The organism is Prevotella vespertina (assembly GCF_009728485.1).
GTDB classification, from domain to species: domain Bacteria; phylum Bacteroidota; class Bacteroidia; order Bacteroidales; family Bacteroidaceae; genus Prevotella; species Prevotella vespertina.
Genome location: NZ_VVIQ01000009.1, coordinates 75,083 through 94,074 on the forward strand (window position 1 = coordinate 75,083; position 18,992 = coordinate 94,074).

Below are 18,992 nucleotides of genomic sequence, written 5' to 3' on the forward strand. Positions count from 1 at the left end.
AAAGTAGAAAAAGAATGAAAACAAATAAGATCATTTGTTGTTATCTTCATTATTATTTTCTACTTTTGTCCCATTAAGTAGTGATAAATTAGAAGTTATAAAGATGAAGCGAAATATTAAAACTATGCTTATGGGCGTAGCAATAGTTGCTGCAACGATGTCCGTTAGTTCCTGTTCTACACGTGAGTCAGCTATTAATGACTTACAGAACTTCTCGTATGAATTGCGTGATAACAGCCAATACTATACAGCAAAGAAATGGAAGAAAGCTGTTAACAAATTTGGTAAGATTCGTCGTAGAATAGCCCGTCATGACTATACTGTGGCTGAACGTCAGCGTATAGGAAAGCTCGAAGGCGATTGCGCTCGTTATATGGCAAAGGGTGCAAAAGATGGCGTCTTGGATCAGATACTAGGGATTGGAAGTGAGATCCAAGGTATTTTAGATGCTATTGGAATCAAACGTTAGAGGTAGTTAAAAGCGGTAGACTAGTAGCTAATTTGATATTACACAATTAGTTGATAGGTTTTAGTTTTTTTTGAGATAAAATGTTGCTTAGTCGCTTATAACTTAGTAACTTTGCAATTCAAATCCATAAAATGTTTTACAATGGCTGGTACAAAACAAATCAAGACTGCGCTTATCTCGGTCTTTCATAAGGATGGGCTTGAGGATTTACTCAAGAAGTTAAATGCCGAAGGGGTTAAGTTTCTTAGTACTGGAGGTACACAAGAATTTATAGAGTCACTAGGTTATGAATGTGAGAAGGTAGAAGATGTTACTTCTTATCCATCCATCCTTGGTGGTCGTGTAAAGACGTTACATCCGAAAGTCTTTGGTGGTATTTTGGCACGTCGTGATAATGAAGGTGACCAGAAGCAGATGGCAGAATATGATATTCCTGCAATCGATTTAGTTATTGTAGACTTGTATCCTTTTGAACAGACAGTTGCTAGTGGAGCTAGTCCAGAGGATATTATTGAGAAGATAGACATTGGCGGAATCTCTTTAATTCGTGCTGGTGCAAAGAACTTCAAAGATGTAGTCATCATTCCAAGTAAGGCTGAATATCCTGTGTTGTTACAGGTACTCAATACGAAAGGAGCACAAACAGATGTGGAAGACAGAAAGATGTTTGCAGAGCGTGCCTTTGGTGTTAGTAGTCATTACGATACGGCTATTCACTCTTGGTTCGTTGCTGAGTAAACATATAAGAGTCGCTTTTTAAGAGAGGAACTTCTTGACAAGAAGGAATACTCTAAATAGAAATATACACTTACAAAACATATATTAATGGGATTATTTTCATTTATCCAGGAGATTGCTATGGACCTGGGAACGGCCAACACAATCATTATCAGTGATGACAAGATTGTGGTAGATGAGCCGTCAGTCGTAGCTTTGGATCGTCGTACAGATAAGATGATTGCGGTTGGTGGAGACGCAAAGATGATGTACGAGAAAGAGCACCCTAACATTCGTACTATTCGACCTCTACGTGATGGAGTTATCGCTGATTTTACTGCTTGTGAGCAAATGATGCGTGGCTTAATAAAGATGGTTCATAGTGGTAACCGATTCTTCTCTCCATCATTAAGGATGGTAATTGGCGTTCCTTCTGGATCCACAGAAGTTGAGTTGCGCGCTGTTCGTGACTCTGCAGAACATGCAGATGGACGTGATGTTTATCTAATCTTTGAACCAATGGCTGCCGCTCTTGGTATGGGATTAGATGTAGAAGCTCCAGAGGGAAACATGATTGTTGATATTGGTGGTGGTAGTACAGAGATTGCCGTTATATCATTAGGTGGTATCGTTTGCAATAACTCTATTCGTGTTGCAGGCGATGACCTCACAGCTGATATACAGGAATATATGAGTCGTCAACATAATGTGAAGGTCAGTGAACGTATGGCAGAACGTATCAAACTTCATGTTGGCTCAGCCCTTACAGAACTAGGAGATGAGGCGCCAGAAGACTACATTGTGCATGGTCCTAATCGTATTACAGCTCTCCCAATGGAGGTTCCTGTATGCTATCAAGAGATTGCACATTGTCTTGATAAGACTGTTGCTAAGATAGAGAATGCAGTTCTTTCAGCATTGGAGAATACACCACCAGAGCTTTATGCAGATATTGTTAAGAACGGTATTTACCTTAGTGGTGGTGGTGCATTACTACGTGGTATCGATAAGCGACTTACTGATAAGATTAACATTCCATTCCATATTGCCGAAGACCCATTGCACAGTGTGGCTAAGGGAGCAGGCATTGCATTGAAGAACGTAGATCGTTTCTCGTTCTTAATGAGATAACAATCATCGTTCATGCACAATCTGACAGAGTTCCTTGCTAGGTACAAGCATTGGTTCTTGTTCGTTGCCCTGGAAGTCTTGAGTATGGTTCTTTTGTTCCGATTCAATGACTATCAGGGCAGTGTGTGGTTCACATCTGCTAACTATGTTGCTGGTTTGGCGTATGAGGCGAGTTCGAAGGTTACGTCCTATCTCACTATGGGTGAGGTGAATGAAAGACTGACTAAACGCAACTTGGAGTTAGAACATCAAGTACGTGAACTATCCTCTCAACTTTATGATAAGACGAGAGATTCAACCTTCTTACGTGGTCAGTATCGTTTCCTTTCAAAGTTCCGTCTGATACAAGCAAAGGTCGTTTCCAATAGTCTGGATAGACCAGATAACTTTATTACAATAAATAAAGGAACGTGGGATGGCGTTAGAAAGGATATGGGAGTAGCCTGTGGTAATGGTGTTGTGGGGATTGTCTATATGGCTGGTATTCATTATGCTGTAGTAATTCCTGTGCTTAACTCCAAGTCGAATATTAGCTGTTCTATTCAGGGAAGAGACTACTTTGGGTATCTCCATTGGAATGGTGGCGCAACAGATATGGCTTATCTTGATGATGTCCCACGTCATGCTAAATTTAAGTTAGGCGATCGTATTGTAACGAGTGGTTACTCTTCTGTGTTCCCCGCAGGTGTGTTAGTCGGTAAGATAAAGCATGTCTATAATTCTGAGGATGGACTTTCTTATCGTCTAGCCATAGAGTTGTCAACCGATTTCGGAAACCTTCGTGATGTTTGTGTCATCGATGATGCATCCATTAGAGAGCAGCGACAGGTTATCAAGGCAGCACAAGATTCTATCAAGCCAATAGAAGAGCAGAATGCGAACCAAGGTGAGTAAGGTATAGAAACGAGTTTTTATTTGATGTAAAGTAGGACTTCCGTGTGGGAAAGAAACCATCTGGCAGTTCTTTTATATAATAAGGTAAGAGAGAATGAATGTAGATTTCTTAAAACGATTACTATGGTTTTTGGTGCTAATAGTAGCACAGGTGTTTGTTCTTAACCACATCCATCTGTTTGCTGTTGCCACACCATTACTATATGTATATTTCGTTCTCTTATTCCCACGTAACTATCCCCAGTGGGCTATATTGTTGTGGGGCTTTTTGATGGGAGTTATCATAGATACATTCTCCAATACGCCAGGTGTAGCCTCTGGTGCGCTTACCTTCATTGCAGCTTTACAACCTTTTATACTTCAACCATTCATTCCTAGGGATAGTAGTGATGACTTTCAGCCAGGAATGGATACATTAGGAGTGCCCCAATATACGTGGTATGCGGCTATCCTAACGCTTATCTATAATGTTGTGTTCTTCTCTTTAGAGATGTTCAGCTTCTTTAATGTGTTAGAGTGGTTAGAATGTATTGGGGGTAGTTCATTGCTTACATTGATTCTAATCCTTGTTATTGAGAACGTAAGGAGGCGTTAGAAGGATGAAGAATTATGATCTTGAGAAACGTCGCTTAGTGCTTAGTGCAGTTGCAATAGGCATCGTTGTGATTTATGTTCTCCGACTTTTTGCTCTTCAGATAGCAAGTGACGACTATAGAAAGAGTGCCGACTCAAATGCTTTCCTAAAGAAGATTGAGTTCCCATCACGTGGTACTATCACAGATAGGAATGGTAAGCTGTTGGTGTATAACCAGCCAGCTTATGACATCATGGTGGTTACTAATGAGATGGCTGGTCATCTTGATACACTCGACTTCTGTAATGCTTTAGGTATAACGAAGGCCGACTTCCTAAAGCGCCTACACGATATTAAGGATAGAAACAAGAACCCTGGTTACTCAAGATTCACCCAGCAACTCTTCATGAGCCAGCTGAGTGATAAGGAATTTAGTGCTTTCCAAGAGAAGCTCTATCGCTTTCCTGGCTTCTATATACAGAAGAGAAGTGTCAGACAATATCAACGTCCTATAGCAGCACATGTGCTTGGTGACGTGGCAGAAGTTAGTCAGAGTGATATTGAAGAAGACGATTATTACCAGCCTGGAGACTATATAGGTAAGATGGGTATAGAGCGTGAGTACGAACAAGATCTACGTGGTCGAAAGGGGGTACAGATACTCTTGCGAGATGCTCATGGTCAGATACAAGGACGTTATAAGAATGGTGAGTATGACCAAAGACCACAGCCAGGTCGCGACCTTCAACTAGGACTTGATGCCGACTTACAGGCCTTAGGTGAACGCTTAATGGAAGGTAAACTTGGTGCTATAGTAGCGATTGAACCCAAGACTGGTCAAGTGCTCGCAATGGTTTCCTCACCAACCTTTAATCCCAGTATGATGATTGGTAAGTTACGTGGTAAGTATCAACGCGATTTGACGCTAGACCCTGCTAAACCCTTACTTAACCGTGCTATCATGGGTCAATATCCACCAGGTTCTACTTTTAAGACTAGCCAGGCGGTTACTTACTACACCGAGGGAATCATCAATGATTCGACTCGTTATGTTTGTAACCATGGTTTTAACTTTAAGGGCTTACATGTAGGTTGTCACTCACATGCATCACCTTTAGCTCTTGTACCAGCCATCAGTACATCCTGTAATGGCTACTTCTGTTGGGGACTTTACCACATGCTGTCCAATAGAAAGAAGTATAAAACGCTTGATGATGCTATGACTGTATGGCGAAACTACATGGTATCTATGGGATTCGGGTATAAGTTAGGCATTGATCTTCCCGGTGAGAAGCGTGGTATGATACCGAATGCGCAGTTCTATGATCATGCCTTCAAAACATGGAATCCATTATCAGTTATCTCTATCTCTATCGGTCAAGGAGAGGTCAACTTGACCCCATTACAGATAGCAAACCTTGGTGCAACGATAGCTAATCGAGGCTATTATGTTACGCCACACATTGTCCGTCATATTGAAGGAAAGAAACTTGATAAGAAGTATTTGGAGCACCATCGCACGAAGGGAAGCGTCAGATCTTATCAAGAGGTCATAGCTGGTATGATGTCATCAGTACGTGGTGGTACCTGTGCGCATGCTGTTCACCCTGGCTACTCACTTGCAGGTAAGACGGGTACTGCGCAGAACCGAGGTCGAGACCACTCTGTCTTCATGGGCTTTGCACCTGTTGATACACCTAAAATTGCCATTGCAGTCTATGTAGAAAATGGTGGTTTTGGTGCCGACTATGGTGTTCCTATTGGTTCTTTGATGATTGAGCAATATATCAATGGTAAGTTAACTCCAGGTGACGCAGCTAGAGCTGACGCCCTTCAGAAGCGTCATATCTCTTATCCTTTCAAGCGTCCTTTGTCTCGAGCAGACTCTCTTCGTCTTGATTCTATCAAACGCGTTAATCAGATAAAGGACTCTTTAAAGATGGTAAACCAGAAGTTAGAGGCGGCAGAAGCTGCTAAACTCAAGGAAGCCCAACAGCAAAAAGAGGCTGAGGAGAAGGAGAAGAAGAAGCAACCACAGAACGAGCCTGCTATAAAGGTGGAGCCTGAAGAGTTGATAAAGACTGAGAAGAAGGGGAAAGACAAGGATAAAGATAAGTCTGATAAGGGCAAGGAGAAGCTGCGTGAAAAGGAACGGGACAAAGCTAAGGAGCCTAAAGAAGCACGCAAAGAGAGTAAGGATAATAACAAAGATAAGCAACAGAAGAGTAAAGATAATAAAGCGAAAGACAAGCCAAAGATAAAGTCCAATGACCAAGATAAGGCTAAGTCGAATCGTAAGGAGAATGTAAATCGTGGCAAGTAATTATTCAACAGATAAGCAACCGGGCGTTCTTCGTTCACTAGACTGGTGGACAATCGCTATCTATATAGCATTACTTAGCTTCGGCTGGGTGAGTGTTTGCGGTGCCAGTTATACTTATGGCGACACCGAGATATTCTCTCTTGCCAGTCGTTCGGGTATGCAAATAGTATGGATAGGGACTTCCATCTGTTTAGGCTTTATACTCCTTATGATGGACGACCGCTTCTATGATACCTTTGCCTACGTCATTTATGGGCTCTTGGTATTGCTACTCTTTGCCACAATCTTCAATCCACACTCCATTAAAGGATCACGGTCATGGATCGTTATGGGACCTTTGCGATTGCAACCAGCCGAGTTTGCTAAGTTTGCCACAGCCTTAGCAATAGCCAAGTTTATGTCTGCTTACGGCTTTACTATCCATAACTGGAAACACTTTGCAGGTGCTTGTGGCATTATCTTCTTACCCATGTTATGTATTGTTGGGCAGCGTGAGACAGGTTCTGCACTTGTTTATCTGTCTTTCTTCCTCATGTTGTATCGTGAAGGAATGCCTGGCTCTTTCCTCTTCATGGGCTTAGCAATGGTCATATACTTCGTTGTTGGAATTAAATATGAGGAGGTTTTGCTATGGGATACACCAACGTCTGTAGGTAAATTTGTCGTATTGTTGCTGGTTCAAATATTCTCTTCGGTGATGGTATGGGTATATGTTAATGATAAGCGGAAGACTCGCTTATTACTTACATACATCTTCGGTATGACAGGTTTGGCTCTCCTTTTCTCTGAGTTTGTTATTCCTTTCGATATTGTTTGGGTACAGCTGGTTCTGTCGGCATGTGTGATTGGGTATTTGATATACAATGCAATGAATACACGCTTTGCCCATTACTTCTATATAGCTTTGTTTGCTCTAGGCTCTATAGCCTTTTTCTATTCGGCGGATTACGTGCTGAATGATGTTATGCAGCCACACCAACGTGTGCGTATCAATGTTCTTTTAGGGCTAGATGAGGACTTGGCGGGTGCTGGATACAATGTGCATCAAAGTGAGATAGCCATTGGTTCGGGTGGATTACAGGGCAAAGGCTTTCTAAATGGTACTCAAACGAAGTTGAAGTTCGTACCAGAACAAGACACAGACTTCATCTTCTGCACCGTAGGAGAGGAGGAGGGCTTCCTCGGTTCAGCGTCTGTTCTGGTGTTATTCCTATGTCTTATCCTTCGACTAATGTACTTAGCCGACCGCCAACCATTCAAGTTTGGACGTGTATATGGCTATTGTGTCGCAGGAATCTTCCTATTCCACTTGTTCATTAACATAGGAATGGTGCTTGGATTAACGCCTGTTATTGGTATTCCACTGCCTTTCTTCAGTTATGGTGGTTCGTCACTATGGGGCTTTACATTACTTCTTTTCATCTTCCTTCGTATAGATGCTGGACGTAATTTGATACGTCAGTAAGTGGGAGAAGAAGTCTCAGTAGCCCTTTTTAAAGCCTCACCCCCGCCCCCTCTCCGAATGGAGAGGGGAGTAGATAGTGCTCTTTTCCATAGAACAAACAACTCGTTTACTTATCGCCTAGTCAACTCGTCAACTCGAAATAATCATAATTTTGAATTATAAGAAGGCGTTTCTTTGATGCAAGGAAAGCCTCTCTTCGATACGAAGGAACGCCCCTCTCGATTGGAAAAGGGCGTTCCTTTAATCAATGATATTGCCACAAGGTAAGGACGGAGGCTACCTTCTCTGCAATCTCAAGCCTATGTCACTGATACCAGGAATACTATTTCTGCTCATGACATGGTGTATGGTAATGTGTAGAGAATCGTTCCTATTTAGTTGGAAAGACGCTATGTGCTGGCGAATCTCCGTATTACTGATACCATCTTGACCTGCTAGCATACCCTTATCGGTGATAATCTCACAATGAACAGTGTCTCTTATCACCTTTTCCTGCTTCTTCTTATGCTTGTAATTGATGATAGTCGATTCCACGATTAGGCTCACACTGCGATAAGGATAAGTTTGCGAAGCGCGAAGCCCAAGGCTTAGCTTATAATTACCTTCCCACTGCCTTGGTAAGTTGAAGGTAAGAGTATCATTACGTTCCCAGCCCTTTACCGATACACTTTCATAGTGGTCATAGGTGCGTGGATCGTTACATGAAGTGGTACTCATACCCCATAGCACGAGTACCACTATATATATAAAGGTGAAAACCTTCATCCTCATTCCTGTGTTCTTTGCGTTTGTTGAGGCTTCTTGTCCTCTTGTTTCTTGTTTTGTGTTACGCCATCTTCCTGCTTTTGGGGCTGTTTCCGCACGTTATTCTGCTTGCGATTACCATTCTGTTGATAGCGGTTTTTGTCGTTATTCTGGCGTTGGTTGTCCTGTGGGTTACGCTGGTTGCGATTGTTATCACGCTGTTGGCGTCCTCCTTGTTGCGGGTTGTTATTGCGTTGTTGATTCCCCTTTTTGCGCTTCTTTGCCTTGTCGAAACGACTGAGGTCGGCTCCAGCAAGCAAGTCAGCAGACTTCTTTGCAGGCTTAGCTTTACCATCTTCAAGCAACGAGAGAGGTTTTTCTCCACGCTTATTCATCTCTATGATCTCCTTAGCACGAGCCGCACTGATTATCTCAAGGTTTGCTCCTAGATTCTTATCAGTCGAGTAAGTGCATTGACCACTTAGTATATCCGTCTTGAAGAGGTGGTACTCACCATCCATAGTCTCCAACAATACCTCCTTACTTGGTAGCTTTCTGCTAGCTTCCATATACTGGTCAACCTCGTAGTTGAGGCAGCACTTGAGCTTAGCACACATTCCGGCGAGCTTAGTTGGGTTCGGAGAGATGTCTTGAATACGTGCTGCTGTGGTGGAGACACTCGAGAAGTTCTTCATCCAAGTAGCACAGCAAAGCTCTCTTCCACATGGACCTGTACCGCCAATGCGCCCTGCTTCCTGTCGAGCACCAATCTGTTTCATCTCAATGCGGACGTGGAAAGCAGCTGCAAGATCCTTTATGAGCTGTCTAAAGTCAACTCGTTCGTCTGCAATGTAATAGAAGATTGCCTTGTTGCCATCGCCTTGGTACTCCACATCACCAATCTTCATCTTCAGTCCCAAGCCCTTAGCTATCTGCCTACTCTCTATCATTGTTCTGTGCTCACGGGCTTTTGCCTCATGATACTTCTGCATGTCAACTTCTTTAGCCAATCGATATACTCGCTTGATATCATCGGGTGACTTGACTGCTGTCGACTTCTTTATCTGTAGCTTAACGAGCCTACCTGTCAATGTAACGACGCCTATGTCGTGTCCAGGATTTGCTTCGACAGCAACTACATCACCTTTCTTTAGGTCTAAGTTGTTGACGTTATGATAGTAACCCTTGCGTGTGTTCTTGAATTGAACCTCAACAAGATCGGTCGTCTGGTTGTTCCCTGGAACATCAGCTAACCAATCGTATGTGTTAAGTTGACGATCTTGTCTGCCACAACCTTTATGACATAAGCCTCGATCGCAGCCGTGCCAGACCTTGAATTTCATATCTTTATAGTCCATTGAAATCTATCTATTTGTTTTCTTTTTGGCATTTCTGCCTATATATATTGTTGATTGTATCTCTTTTGTTGGTGGGTTTTCTCACTTCTTGAGCAGCAATACAATGAGCTTTAGAGCAACATCATAAAAGACTACCTTAGCGTTTGCGTTCTGACCAATATCACGATTGGCACGTTCGAAGAGTTCGTTAATTTCTATCACATTTGCCTCATTGATGAAACGAGCAAAGTTCTTGGCGAAGTTCTCCTCTTCGATTGTCATATAGTTAAGTTCAGCGTTTCTGAAGTTGAAGATGAAGTTTTCTCGCACTTGCTGTTGGAAGTAAACGAGCATACGACGCTCCTTCTCACGACCATAACCAGCACCTACTTCACTCCAGCGCTTGAGGTCTTTGACGTTACGAAGGTAACATAAGCGCATAAGCATTTGGAACATATTGAGGAACTCACGGTTCTCGTTGCTCGTATCGAGGGTCTCTAAGGCTTTGAGCCAACTGCCATGTGCGATATGTGCAATGCGTTGTGCAGCATCAGGTTCTATCCCCCTTTTATGGATAAGAGCCTGTTCTATGGCATTGTCATCAATGCGCTTCACATCAATTCGCTGTGTTCTACTGATAATAGTCTCTAGTAACTTCTCTGGTTCCTCGCATACTATGAGGAAGATAGTGCCCTGCGGTGGCTCCTCCAAGAGCTTTAGTAGTTTGTTGGCAGATGTGAGATTCATACGTTCCGGACGCCAGATGATGGACACCTTATAGCCTCCTTGACTTGATTTTAAGGCTAGAACACGTGATAACTCATCGCTCTCAGCACCTGTAATAATCGCCTGCTGCGTTGTAGCACCCATCTGTTTCATCCATTGAGCCATAGTGAAATAGGCTCCACGCATGATGAGTTCGTGCCATTCCTTTGCGAAGTCAGCGCTTACGGGTTGGTGGTCTCCACTCATACTGGGCAACTTTATGGTTGGAAAAGAGAAGTGTAAATCAGGATGTTCCCACTTCCGAAGCATGGCAATAGCGTTTGAGATGAGTGGAGAGGCAGTGTTATCGACCTCTTCGCCAGCAAGGAGATAGTTGGCAAAAGCCATTGCGAGCGCCATTTTCCCTACTCCTTTTGGACCACAGAAGAGCATTGCATGGGGCACTCGATCCTCTTTTATCATCTGTAGGAGGCGTTGTTTCGTAGCCTCTTGACCTATTACATCAGAAAAGTTCATCCTCTCTTTATCTTTAGTTGCTTGATGTTCTGTTATTGAGATAAGCTTTATTTCAAGAGTCGGCTGACCACTTCATGCACACTCTTTACGGCTGATACCGTATAGAAGTGTACGTTATTGAAACCATGCGCATAGAGTTCCTTCACCTGTTGAGTAGCCCATTCTATACCGAGCTGACGTGCCTCTTCGTCCGTCTTACATTCTTTTGCAAGACTAGCAAGCTCTTCTGGGATATCACAATGGAACGTCTTTGGAACCATTGTAAGCTGTGATAGCTTTGCAAAAGGCTTGATTCCTGGCACGATGGGGATGGTAATACCAATGCTTCTAGCGCGCTCTACGAAATCAAAGAACTTCTTGTTATCATAGAATAATTGCGTGACAGCAAACGTAGCACCTAACTCCTGTTTCTGTTTCAAGTATCTTAAATCCTCTTCAATATTAGGTGCCTCCTCATGTTTCTCAGGGTAGCAAGCTACGCCGTAAGTAAAAGGTGCACCTGGATTCTTCATCTCTGAACCATCAATGAATACTCCTTTGTTGAATAGGTTGACCTGTTCTATCAGCTCCGTTGTGTGACTATGCCCGTTTTCCGTTGGTGTGAACATTCGGTCCTCACGTGCTTTATCACCTCGCAAGAGCAATAAGTGGTTGACACCTAAGAACTGCAAGTCGAGCAACTCATACTCAATATCCTCCTTGGTAGCCCCCGAACAGATGACATGAGGTATCACTGGGATTTCGTATCGTTGCTGAATAGCAGCAGCAATAGCCACTGTTCCTGGTCTTCGACGTATGCGTTGACGTTCTATTAAGCCATCTTCACGCTCGTGATATACGTATTCACTATGGTGAGTCGTTATGTTTATAAAGCTCGGATTGAACTCTTTTAGCTTCGCAATATTACTGAATAAGGATTCTGTACCATTCCCCTTCAATGGGGGAAGAACCTCAAATGAGAAATGCTTCTCACCCGATTGATCCCTAAGTAGTTGTTCTATATCTATGAATTGATTGTGCATTTGGCTACAAAGTTAGCAAATAAAAGTGAGAAAAGAGTGTTATTAAGAGTACATGTTCATGTTGGTTATATAATTAGTCATAATGCAGATGACATAGAAAAGGCAGTGAAAAGGGGTTGTAAGTAGGCTTCTTCAAACCTAAATCATCATGTGTGCAGTGCAATAGATATCGTCTCTTCACTTTGATTCTTTGGTCATGTAGAGAATAAAGTGTACCTTTGCAGGCATAAGCAAATACATGACTTTGCCTCATAAGCATATAACAAAACAACTAAAATAAGCAATAATAACGTATGGAAATGTTTAAGTTTAATCCCCTCCTAAAGTCTACCATCTGGGGAGGAGAGAAGATTATCCCTTTCAAGCACCTATCTTCTGATGAGCAACAAGTGGGTGAGAGCTGGGAAGTATCAGGCGTGAAAGACAACGAGAGTATCGTCTCTAATGGTAAATACAAGGGTTGGAAGTTAAACGACTTGGTTGATACTCTGAAAGAGAAGCTCGTCGGTAAAGATAATTATGCACGTTTCGGTAATGAGTTCCCATTGCTTGTGAAATTTATTGATGCACGTGCGCAACTCTCCATTCAGGTTCATCCTACTGACGAACAAGCGCAGGCTAAGGGTTTAGGTCGTGGTAAGACGGAGATGTGGTACGTAATGGAAAGTGATGAGAATGCCTCTTTACGCAGTGGATTAAAGCAACAGATAACACCTGAGGAGTACAAAGCAATGGTGGAAGATGACACCATTACCAATGCTTTGGCAGAATATCCAGTGAAAGAGGGCGACGTATTCTTCCTCCCTGCAGGGCGTATCCACTCTATCGGAACAGGCTGTTTCTTAGCAGAGATACAGGAGACTAGCGATGTAACTTACCGCATTTACGACTTTAAACGCCAAGACAAGAACGGCAATTATCGCCAGTTACACACTAAGGAGGCTGCTGAGTGTATTGATTATACGGTCTATCCTGACTATAAGACACAATACGAACCACGCCAGAATGAGCCAGTGGAACTCGTTAGTTGTCCTTATTTCACCACCTCGGTATATGATCTTACAGAGCCTATGACGATGGATTATAGCGAATTAGACTCTTTTGTGATCTTTGTCGGACTGAAGGGTGAGGGCGAGATAACAGATGCGGAAGGCAATAGCTTGTCGTTCCGTGCTGGCGAGAGTGTGCTTATTCCTGCAACAGCAACTACTGTTAAAGTGTCTGGAACCATCAAGTTCTTGGAGTCTTACGTGTAACTTTTGCGCTCCAATAGGACTTGTTTTACAAGAGTAACGACGCCTAATATCACTTGTACGCATGACGTGCATGAGTGATATTAGGCGTTTTTTTTGATCAGAAGTTACCAGTTCTTATCATTAGATTAGGGGTATAATGAAGGGAAAGACAGCCTAGTTTTTCCATTATCTCACCCTATGTGCTTTCTCAACTAGTAGTATTCCCATTCTTTAGATAGGCTTATTCCCATCTTTTAGATACGTTTGAGCGCATTCCGTGTAGCGTGTTGCGCATCCTTTACACACGCTTGTAACGTTAGTTTCATCGTGATGAGACACAAGTTTCATCATGAAGAGACACTGGTTTCATCATGATGAGACACTCGTTTCACCATGGTGAAACTAAGAAAAGATACGGGTCACAAAGACGCAAGACGCATGGGAAAGGAAGAGGTAACGTATGAGAACGGATGCGGAGAGCTATTAGTCAGTATAACGAACCATACGACATGGAGTGAAGTGGACGGCTAGGGTAAGGCTTCGTTATAGCGTTTCTCGTGAAGAGCTATCCATTAGGTGGAAATAAGGAAAGCCTCTCTTGCAAGTGAAGAGAGGCTTTCTTTCATGCGACAAGACGCCCTCTTTGAATGAAAGAGAGCGTCTTGTTTAAATCAGTAGGTTGTATGCTAATTGACTTCCGTTGCCCACTCCTATTCTTTGTGGAGGCGGGGTGGGGGTGTAGGGAAACCTATATCTTATGATTCTTTGGGCTTATTTCCCTTCTCAATAACGTCCATCACTTCCTTTAACTCCTCATCTTGATGCTCCTTCGTGACGTATCTTTGCCAATAAGCAATGATGAGTGTGGTGAGTGGAAGAGCGATTATAAGACCGATAAAGCCTAACAAGGCACCCCAAACAGAGAGTGATAGGAGGAGGATGGCAGGGTTAAGTCCCATGGCTTTACCCATTATCTTCGGTGTAATCACCATATCCATAAGTGCTTGAACGATGGCGAATACTGCCAAAGCCGAGCCAAAGATGATCCAGAAATTCTGCCCCGTATCAGCCGCTTTAAGCAATGCTAGGAAGGCAGTTGGGATGAGAGCGAAGGTGTGGAGATACGGAATAAGGTTGAGAATACCTATCAGGATGCCCAAACCAATAGCCATAGGGAAGTCGATGATGGTAAATCCTATGCAGAAGAGAACCGCCATGCAGAGTGATACAAGTCCCTGCCCACGCACGTAGTTATTGAGTTCTCGTTCCACATCTTGCTCTAGTCCACGCCAGAAAGGGCGCGCTTTCTTGGGGAAGATTCTTATCCAATTGGAGGTGAGCGTCTCGTAATCCAGCAAGATAAAGAACATATAGAGTAAGGTGATACATGACGCTATGATGGATAGCACGATGCTAGCTGTCTGTCCTATAACAGAGAACAGTTTAGGCATGATATTCTTAATCGCATTAGTGAAATCGGGGCTCTTTAAGAATCGTTCTATCTCATGTTGGTTCTCCGTAACCCATTGCTGTATCATAGCCGAGATGTTGTTCGTATGGGCGGTCTCATGTAAGTATCTATTAGAGATAGTCATAAGTCTGTCTATCTGACCAATCATTGGTGGGACGATGAAGTAGAACACTCCTGCGATAATGGCAGTAACAAATGTCATTGCAACGATGATACTGAGTGCACGCCCTGGAACGTGTAACTTGTATTGTACGAACTTCACAATCGGATAGAGGAGATAAGCTAATAACCATGCAATGAAGAATGGTAGCAATACACTCGAAAGCCCTTTTATGATTAAGAAAACTGCGACCACGGCAAGAGCCGTTAGTGACCAGCGTATGAATTTATCAAATGTTATCGTCTGAGGCATATTATTTATCTTTTAAAGAAAGCTCGTCTTTTATACTTTTCTGGTAACAATCGCGGCATAAGGGTTCGTACTCTTGTTGTTCGCCAAGCATAACCCTACGTGTATCTGCAGTGAGTCGGTGACTGACATAGGCCAAGGCTCCACACTTAACACAGATGGCGTGTACCTTTGTTACATCATCAGCTATGGCACAGAGGGCTGGCATTGGGCCGAAAGGAATGCCTTTATAATCCATGTCAAGACCAGCTATGATGACTCTAATACCATTATTAGCTAGTTGGTTGCAAACGTCAACGAGCCCTTCATCTAAGAACTGCGCTTCATCAATTCCCACGACATCTATATCTGAAGCTAACAATAAGATGTTACCCGAGGAGTCGATAGCTGTGGAATGGATAGAGTTCTGGTCGTGGCTGACAACATCCTCTTCAGAGTAGCGAGTATCTATCGATGGCTTGAAGATCTCTACCCTCTGCTTAGCGAACTGAGCACGTCTCATACGGCGGATAAGCTCTTCTGTCTTACCAGAGAACATACTTCCGCATATTACCTCTATGCGTCCTTTACGACACCTTTCACCATTAAGATTATTAATTGTTACCATAATTGCTGCAAAGATAAGTATTTTCTTGGAGTTAGAGGATACTTTCCTTAGAGTTAAAGGAGGTGAGGGAGTTAAAGAAGTTAAAGACTATAGTGCTGGTTGGGGTGCTTCTTTAACTCCCACCAGCAACCTCCTTTTAACTCTTATGCTCCTTTCCTTTAACTCATCTATAGTCTAACAGGCTCCTTAACTCCTCTATTCGTTATGTAAAAAAAGCTAATTTATTTTGCCCTTCAGTGCTTTTGCTTTACATTTGCAAGCAACAATGGGAACATTATACCTCGTACCTACACCAGTTGGAAACATGGAGGATATGACGCTCCGTGCAATCCGAATATTGAAGGAAGCCGACTTAGTCTTATGTGAAGATACCCGAACTTCGGGCATCTTATTGAAGCATTTCGAGATAAAGAACCGTCTTCTATCACATCATAAGTTTAATGAACATAGTACATCAGCAGGTATCGTCAATCGATTGAAGGCTGGTGAAACCATCGCACTCATATCTGATGCAGGCACTCCTGGTATAAGTGATCCAGGATTCTTCTTAGCTCGTGAGGCTGCAGCAAGTGGTATTACAGTACAGACCTTACCGGGTGCAACGGCTTTTGTACCAGCCCTCGTCTCTAGCGGACTGCCCTGTGATCGATTCTGTTTCGAAGGCTTCTTACCACAAAAGAAAGGTCGTAAAACACATTTGGAGAGCTTAGCTGATGAGACGCGAACAATGATTTTCTATGAATCACCTTATAGGGTAGTGAAGACATTGAGCCAGTTTGCGGAGGTGTTCGGTGCTGATCGACAAGTAAGTTGTTGTCGTGAAATATCGAAGGTACATGAGGAAAGTGTTCGTGGAACGCTTGCCGAGGTCATCAACCACTTTGAGAAAACAGAGCCAAGAGGCGAGTTTGTGATAGTGGTTGCCGGTAAAGAGAAGGTTAAGTCTTCGACTAAGAAGGCGCGAAATAATATTAAAGAGTAATGTTATGAAGAAACTTTTAGTAGTGGCAGTATGTGGAGTTCTTGCACTGGCATCCTGCAATCAAGACAAGAAAACAGCATTTAATCCAGCACAGATACAGAACGATTCCTTACGTGCAATTATTGATGCTCGTGACAACGAGATTAATGACATGATGGGGACACTCAATGATATTCAACAAGGATTTGCCGATATCAATGAGGCAGAGAATCGTGTGACTATTACTAAGGATAGCGAGAGTGAAGATAAAAACGAGCAGGTGAAAGAGAACGTACAGTTCATTGCTCAACGTATGAAAGAGAATCGTGAACTTATAAAGAAACTGCAACAACAGTTGCGCGAGACAGGTTTCAAGGGTGATGCAATGAAGAAGACTCTTACGCAGCTAACCAATCAGTTGGTTCGTAAAGAGGGTGAATTGAAACGCTTGCGCAGTGAGTTAGAATCAAAGAATATCCATATTAAGGAGCTTGATGAGACGATCACGGGTTTGAATACAGATGTAGAAAACCTCAAGACAGACAAGGAGAACCTTACAACAGAGAAGGAGAACCTAACGACGGAGAAAGAGAATCTGCAGAACGAAAGCAATCAGAAGACTGAAACTATCAATACGCAAGATAAGCAGTTGAATACTGGTTGGTATGTATTCGGTACTAAGAGCGAATTGAAGGGACAGCGCATTCTTGATGGAGACAGGGTCTTGCAGGGCGCTTTCAACAAGAGCTACTTCACGAAGATAGATATCCGCATTACCAAGGAAATCAAACTTTATAGTAAGAGCGCACGACTGTTAACAGCGCACCCAAGCAGTAGCTACAGCTTATCAGCTGACACAAATGGTCAGTATGTACTTCGTATTACGGACCCACAGACTTTCTGGAGTACAAGTAAATACTTGGTTATTCAGGTTAAGTAACCTTATATATATAATAAGGAAGAGGCATTCTCGTGATGAGAGTGCCTCTTCTTTGTATGCGTTAGATGGTTTTAGGGTCAATTATTGAAGTCTGCCAGCTTTGAAGTAAGTAGCAGACTCAACATGATAAAGGTGGAACCAATGGCTAAACTAATGTATTTAATGTTGTTGAGATGGACTATGATAAACTCCGAATTAGAACCTTGCTTAAGTGATTCTGTTAGGTCGGGTAGGGTGAAGCTCGCAATAGTGACAAAACTTCCTAATAGGATTCCAATAGCCAGCATGATGATGGAGAACCTTTTGTTCTTATGTTTCTCCTCACGTTGATAAGCCTTTACCTCATCAATAAGAGCCATCTGGCGGTGTAGTCTTTGCATGAAGGCTGCATCGTCGGTGAGCTTTGGCTGATAATCAGTCAGCAGGTCTTTTAAGTATTTATCTTCGTCCATCTTTCAATAAGCGTTTTAGTTGTTCCCGTCCTCGGGATAGTTGTTTCTTAATCGCATCCTCACTGTTATCGGTTATCTCTGCAATCTCTTTGATTTGATATCCTTGCATATAATAAAGGAGAATACTGGTTCTTATCGTTTCAGAGAGTGTGGCTAATGCCGCATGAAGCGCTTGATAACGGAAGCAATCATCTGCGTTTGCTGTCCCTTGAAGCGCAAACACTTTCTCTAAAGATAGTTTACTTTGCTCTTTCTGTTTACGTTTAGCATCAATAAAGATATGGTATGCAATCTTTAATAACCATGCCGAGAACTGTCCACGTTCATCATATTGCTCACTGCGGAGGTAAGCCTTGATAAGAGTCTCTTGTGCAATATCGTCAGCTTCAGTGCTGTTTCCGCAGCACAAAGCCATCAGGAACCGACGTAGATGAGCCTGTTCCTGATTGACTTGATTGACGAATTGATTCCTGGTCATACGCTCTTATTCGCTCTCTGAAACCTGATTAAGTGACTTCTTACCGCTTTTGTAAGCTACTAACAGACCAATCCCAGTTGCTAAAGGAACTATTCCAAAGATCGCAAGGAAACCGATATCCATTCCTTGATACCCGTTGATGAAGCTCGTTGTGACTGTTGCTATAATACAGACAGCCCCTCCGATTAAACAAATGGTACCCCATAAGATTTCTTGATGTAGCTTATCAAGCATCCTCTCTTTGTATGTCTTCTGTGGAGGATTAAGTTTGCTTAGGAACTCTTGTACGTCAATATCGCTGTTCTTCTCTATTGCAGCCATGATAATCTCAGTTCTTTTGTTTGTATCATGCTGCTTCTTTTTATAGGCAATGTAGGCGATAACAATAGGAAGAACTACTACAACTCCTAAAGGAACGATGATTGATGTGAGTGCGCCAAGTGTTATTGGATTCATAACTTTATACTTTTTAATTTGTTATACATTGGTTGTGAATATTGAACCGATTCGTATGTATAACG

General features: G+C 42.7%; 20 protein-coding genes. 11 read left to right on the forward strand and 9 right to left on the reverse strand.

The window, feature by feature from the left end; all coding sequences use genetic code 11:
- Positions 1-103: 103 nt before the first annotated feature.
- The 7 genes from F0475_RS08875 (at position 104) to rodA (ending at position 7,573) form a co-directional block, all read left to right on the forward strand.
- On the forward strand, positions 104-469 hold the full coding sequence (locus F0475_RS08875; RefSeq protein WP_036895459.1) for a hypothetical protein: 366 nt from the start codon (positions 104-106) through the stop codon (positions 467-469).
- A gap of 141 nt (positions 470-610) precedes the next feature.
- Positions 611-1,207 carry an MGS-like domain protein gene (locus F0475_RS08880; protein ID WP_009435196.1) on the forward strand — a complete coding sequence of 199 codons (597 nt, stop codon included), beginning with the start codon at positions 611-613 and terminating at the stop codon, positions 1,205-1,207.
- An 87-nt stretch (positions 1,208-1,294) separates the two neighbouring features.
- On the forward strand, positions 1,295-2,317 hold the full coding sequence (locus tag F0475_RS08885; protein WP_155716338.1) for a rod shape-determining protein: 1,023 nt from the start codon (positions 1,295-1,297) through the stop codon (positions 2,315-2,317).
- A gap of 12 nt (positions 2,318-2,329) precedes the next feature.
- Positions 2,330-3,211: a rod shape-determining protein MreC gene (mreC, locus tag F0475_RS08890; protein WP_155716339.1), complete on the forward strand. Its 882-nt coding sequence runs from the start codon at positions 2,330-2,332 to the stop codon at positions 3,209-3,211.
- A 94-nt stretch (positions 3,212-3,305) separates the two neighbouring features.
- Positions 3,306-3,806, forward strand: a complete 501-nt coding sequence (gene mreD, locus F0475_RS08895) for a rod shape-determining protein MreD (RefSeq protein WP_009435178.1) — start codon at positions 3,306-3,308, stop codon at positions 3,804-3,806.
- A 4-nt stretch (positions 3,807-3,810) separates the two neighbouring features.
- Positions 3,811-6,108: a penicillin-binding protein 2 gene (gene mrdA / locus F0475_RS08900; RefSeq protein WP_155716340.1), complete on the forward strand. Its 2,298-nt coding sequence runs from the start codon at positions 3,811-3,813 to the stop codon at positions 6,106-6,108.
- Positions 6,098-7,573, forward strand: a complete 1,476-nt coding sequence (gene rodA, locus F0475_RS08905) for a rod shape-determining protein RodA (RefSeq protein ID WP_273539459.1) — start codon at positions 6,098-6,100, stop codon at positions 7,571-7,573. Before mrdA ends, rodA begins: the two co-directional genes overlap by 11 nt.
- A 276-nt stretch (positions 7,574-7,849) precedes the next feature.
- Here the strand turns inward: rodA and F0475_RS08910 are convergent, their stop codons facing one another.
- The 4 genes from F0475_RS08910 to metF all read right to left on the reverse strand — a co-directional run bounded on the left by F0475_RS08910 (position 7,850) and on the right by metF (position 11,918).
- Positions 7,850-8,344: a gliding motility lipoprotein GldH gene (locus F0475_RS08910; protein WP_155716341.1), complete on the reverse strand. Its 495-nt coding sequence runs from the start codon at positions 8,342-8,344 to the stop codon at positions 7,850-7,852.
- Positions 8,341-9,675, reverse strand: coding sequence for a PSP1 domain-containing protein (ricT, locus tag F0475_RS08915; RefSeq protein WP_155716342.1), 1,335 nt, complete (start codon positions 9,673-9,675; stop codon positions 8,341-8,343). The genes F0475_RS08910 and ricT overlap by 4 nt, the downstream gene beginning before the upstream one ends.
- An 81-nt stretch (positions 9,676-9,756) precedes the next feature.
- Complete coding sequence (locus F0475_RS08920; RefSeq protein WP_155716343.1) at positions 9,757-10,896, reverse strand: DNA polymerase III subunit; 1,140 nt, start codon at positions 10,894-10,896, stop codon at positions 9,757-9,759.
- A gap of 47 nt (positions 10,897-10,943) precedes the next feature.
- The gene (gene metF, locus F0475_RS08925) at positions 10,944-11,918 is read right to left on the reverse strand and encodes a methylenetetrahydrofolate reductase [NAD(P)H] (protein ID WP_155716344.1); all 975 of its coding nucleotides are present in this window, start codon (positions 11,916-11,918) and stop codon (positions 10,944-10,946) included.
- Between the two features lie 293 nt (positions 11,919-12,211).
- Here metF and F0475_RS08930 point away from each other — a divergent pair, with 293 nt between their 5' ends.
- Together F0475_RS08930 and F0475_RS08935 are read left to right on the forward strand one after the other, a co-directional pair.
- On the forward strand, positions 12,212-13,174 hold the full coding sequence (locus F0475_RS08930; RefSeq protein WP_155716345.1) for a type I phosphomannose isomerase catalytic subunit: 963 nt from the start codon (positions 12,212-12,214) through the stop codon (positions 13,172-13,174).
- Between the two features lie 372 nt (positions 13,175-13,546).
- Positions 13,547-13,684, forward strand: coding sequence for a hypothetical protein (locus F0475_RS08935; RefSeq protein ID WP_155716346.1), 138 nt, complete (start codon positions 13,547-13,549; stop codon positions 13,682-13,684).
- 224 nt (positions 13,685-13,908) lie between these two features.
- Here the strand turns inward: F0475_RS08935 and F0475_RS08940 are convergent, their stop codons facing one another.
- Together F0475_RS08940 and F0475_RS08945 are read right to left on the reverse strand one after the other, a co-directional pair.
- The gene (locus F0475_RS08940) at positions 13,909-15,036 is read right to left on the reverse strand and encodes an AI-2E family transporter (RefSeq protein ID WP_009435668.1); all 1,128 of its coding nucleotides are present in this window, start codon (positions 15,034-15,036) and stop codon (positions 13,909-13,911) included.
- 1 nt (position 15,037) lies between these two features.
- On the reverse strand, positions 15,038-15,640 hold the full coding sequence (locus F0475_RS08945) for a thymidine kinase (protein WP_155716347.1): 603 nt from the start codon (positions 15,638-15,640) through the stop codon (positions 15,038-15,040).
- 265 nt (positions 15,641-15,905) lie between these two features.
- Here F0475_RS08945 and rsmI point away from each other — a divergent pair, with 265 nt between their 5' ends.
- Both rsmI and F0475_RS08955 read left to right on the forward strand, forming a co-directional pair.
- The gene (gene rsmI, locus F0475_RS08950; protein WP_155716348.1) at positions 15,906-16,622 is read left to right on the forward strand and encodes a 16S rRNA (cytidine(1402)-2'-O)-methyltransferase; all 717 of its coding nucleotides are present in this window, start codon (positions 15,906-15,908) and stop codon (positions 16,620-16,622) included.
- Positions 16,623-16,626: 4 nt separating this feature from the next.
- Positions 16,627-17,541: a Cbp1 family collagen-binding glycoprotein adhesin gene (locus F0475_RS08955; RefSeq protein ID WP_155716349.1), complete on the forward strand. Its 915-nt coding sequence runs from the start codon at positions 16,627-16,629 to the stop codon at positions 17,539-17,541.
- A gap of 77 nt (positions 17,542-17,618) precedes the next feature.
- On the opposite strand, the gene F0475_RS08960 is transcribed toward F0475_RS08955, so the two are convergent.
- Genes F0475_RS08960 through F0475_RS08970 form a run of 3 tightly spaced genes read right to left on the reverse strand, consistent with a single transcriptional unit; the run spans position 17,619 to position 18,927 of the window.
- A complete protein-coding gene (locus F0475_RS08960; protein WP_155716350.1) occupies positions 17,619-17,993 on the reverse strand; it encodes a PTS cellobiose transporter subunit IIC in 375 nt (124 codons plus the stop codon).
- Entirely contained in the window at positions 17,980-18,471 is a 492-nt protein-coding gene (locus tag F0475_RS08965) for an RNA polymerase sigma factor (RefSeq protein ID WP_155716351.1), read from the reverse strand. Before F0475_RS08965 ends, F0475_RS08960 begins: the two co-directional genes overlap by 14 nt.
- Before the next feature lie 6 nt (positions 18,472-18,477).
- Positions 18,478-18,927 carry a DUF6249 domain-containing protein gene (locus F0475_RS08970; protein WP_155716352.1) on the reverse strand — a complete coding sequence of 150 codons (450 nt, stop codon included), beginning with the start codon at positions 18,925-18,927 and terminating at the stop codon, positions 18,478-18,480.
- Positions 18,928-18,992: the final 65 nt, after the last annotated feature.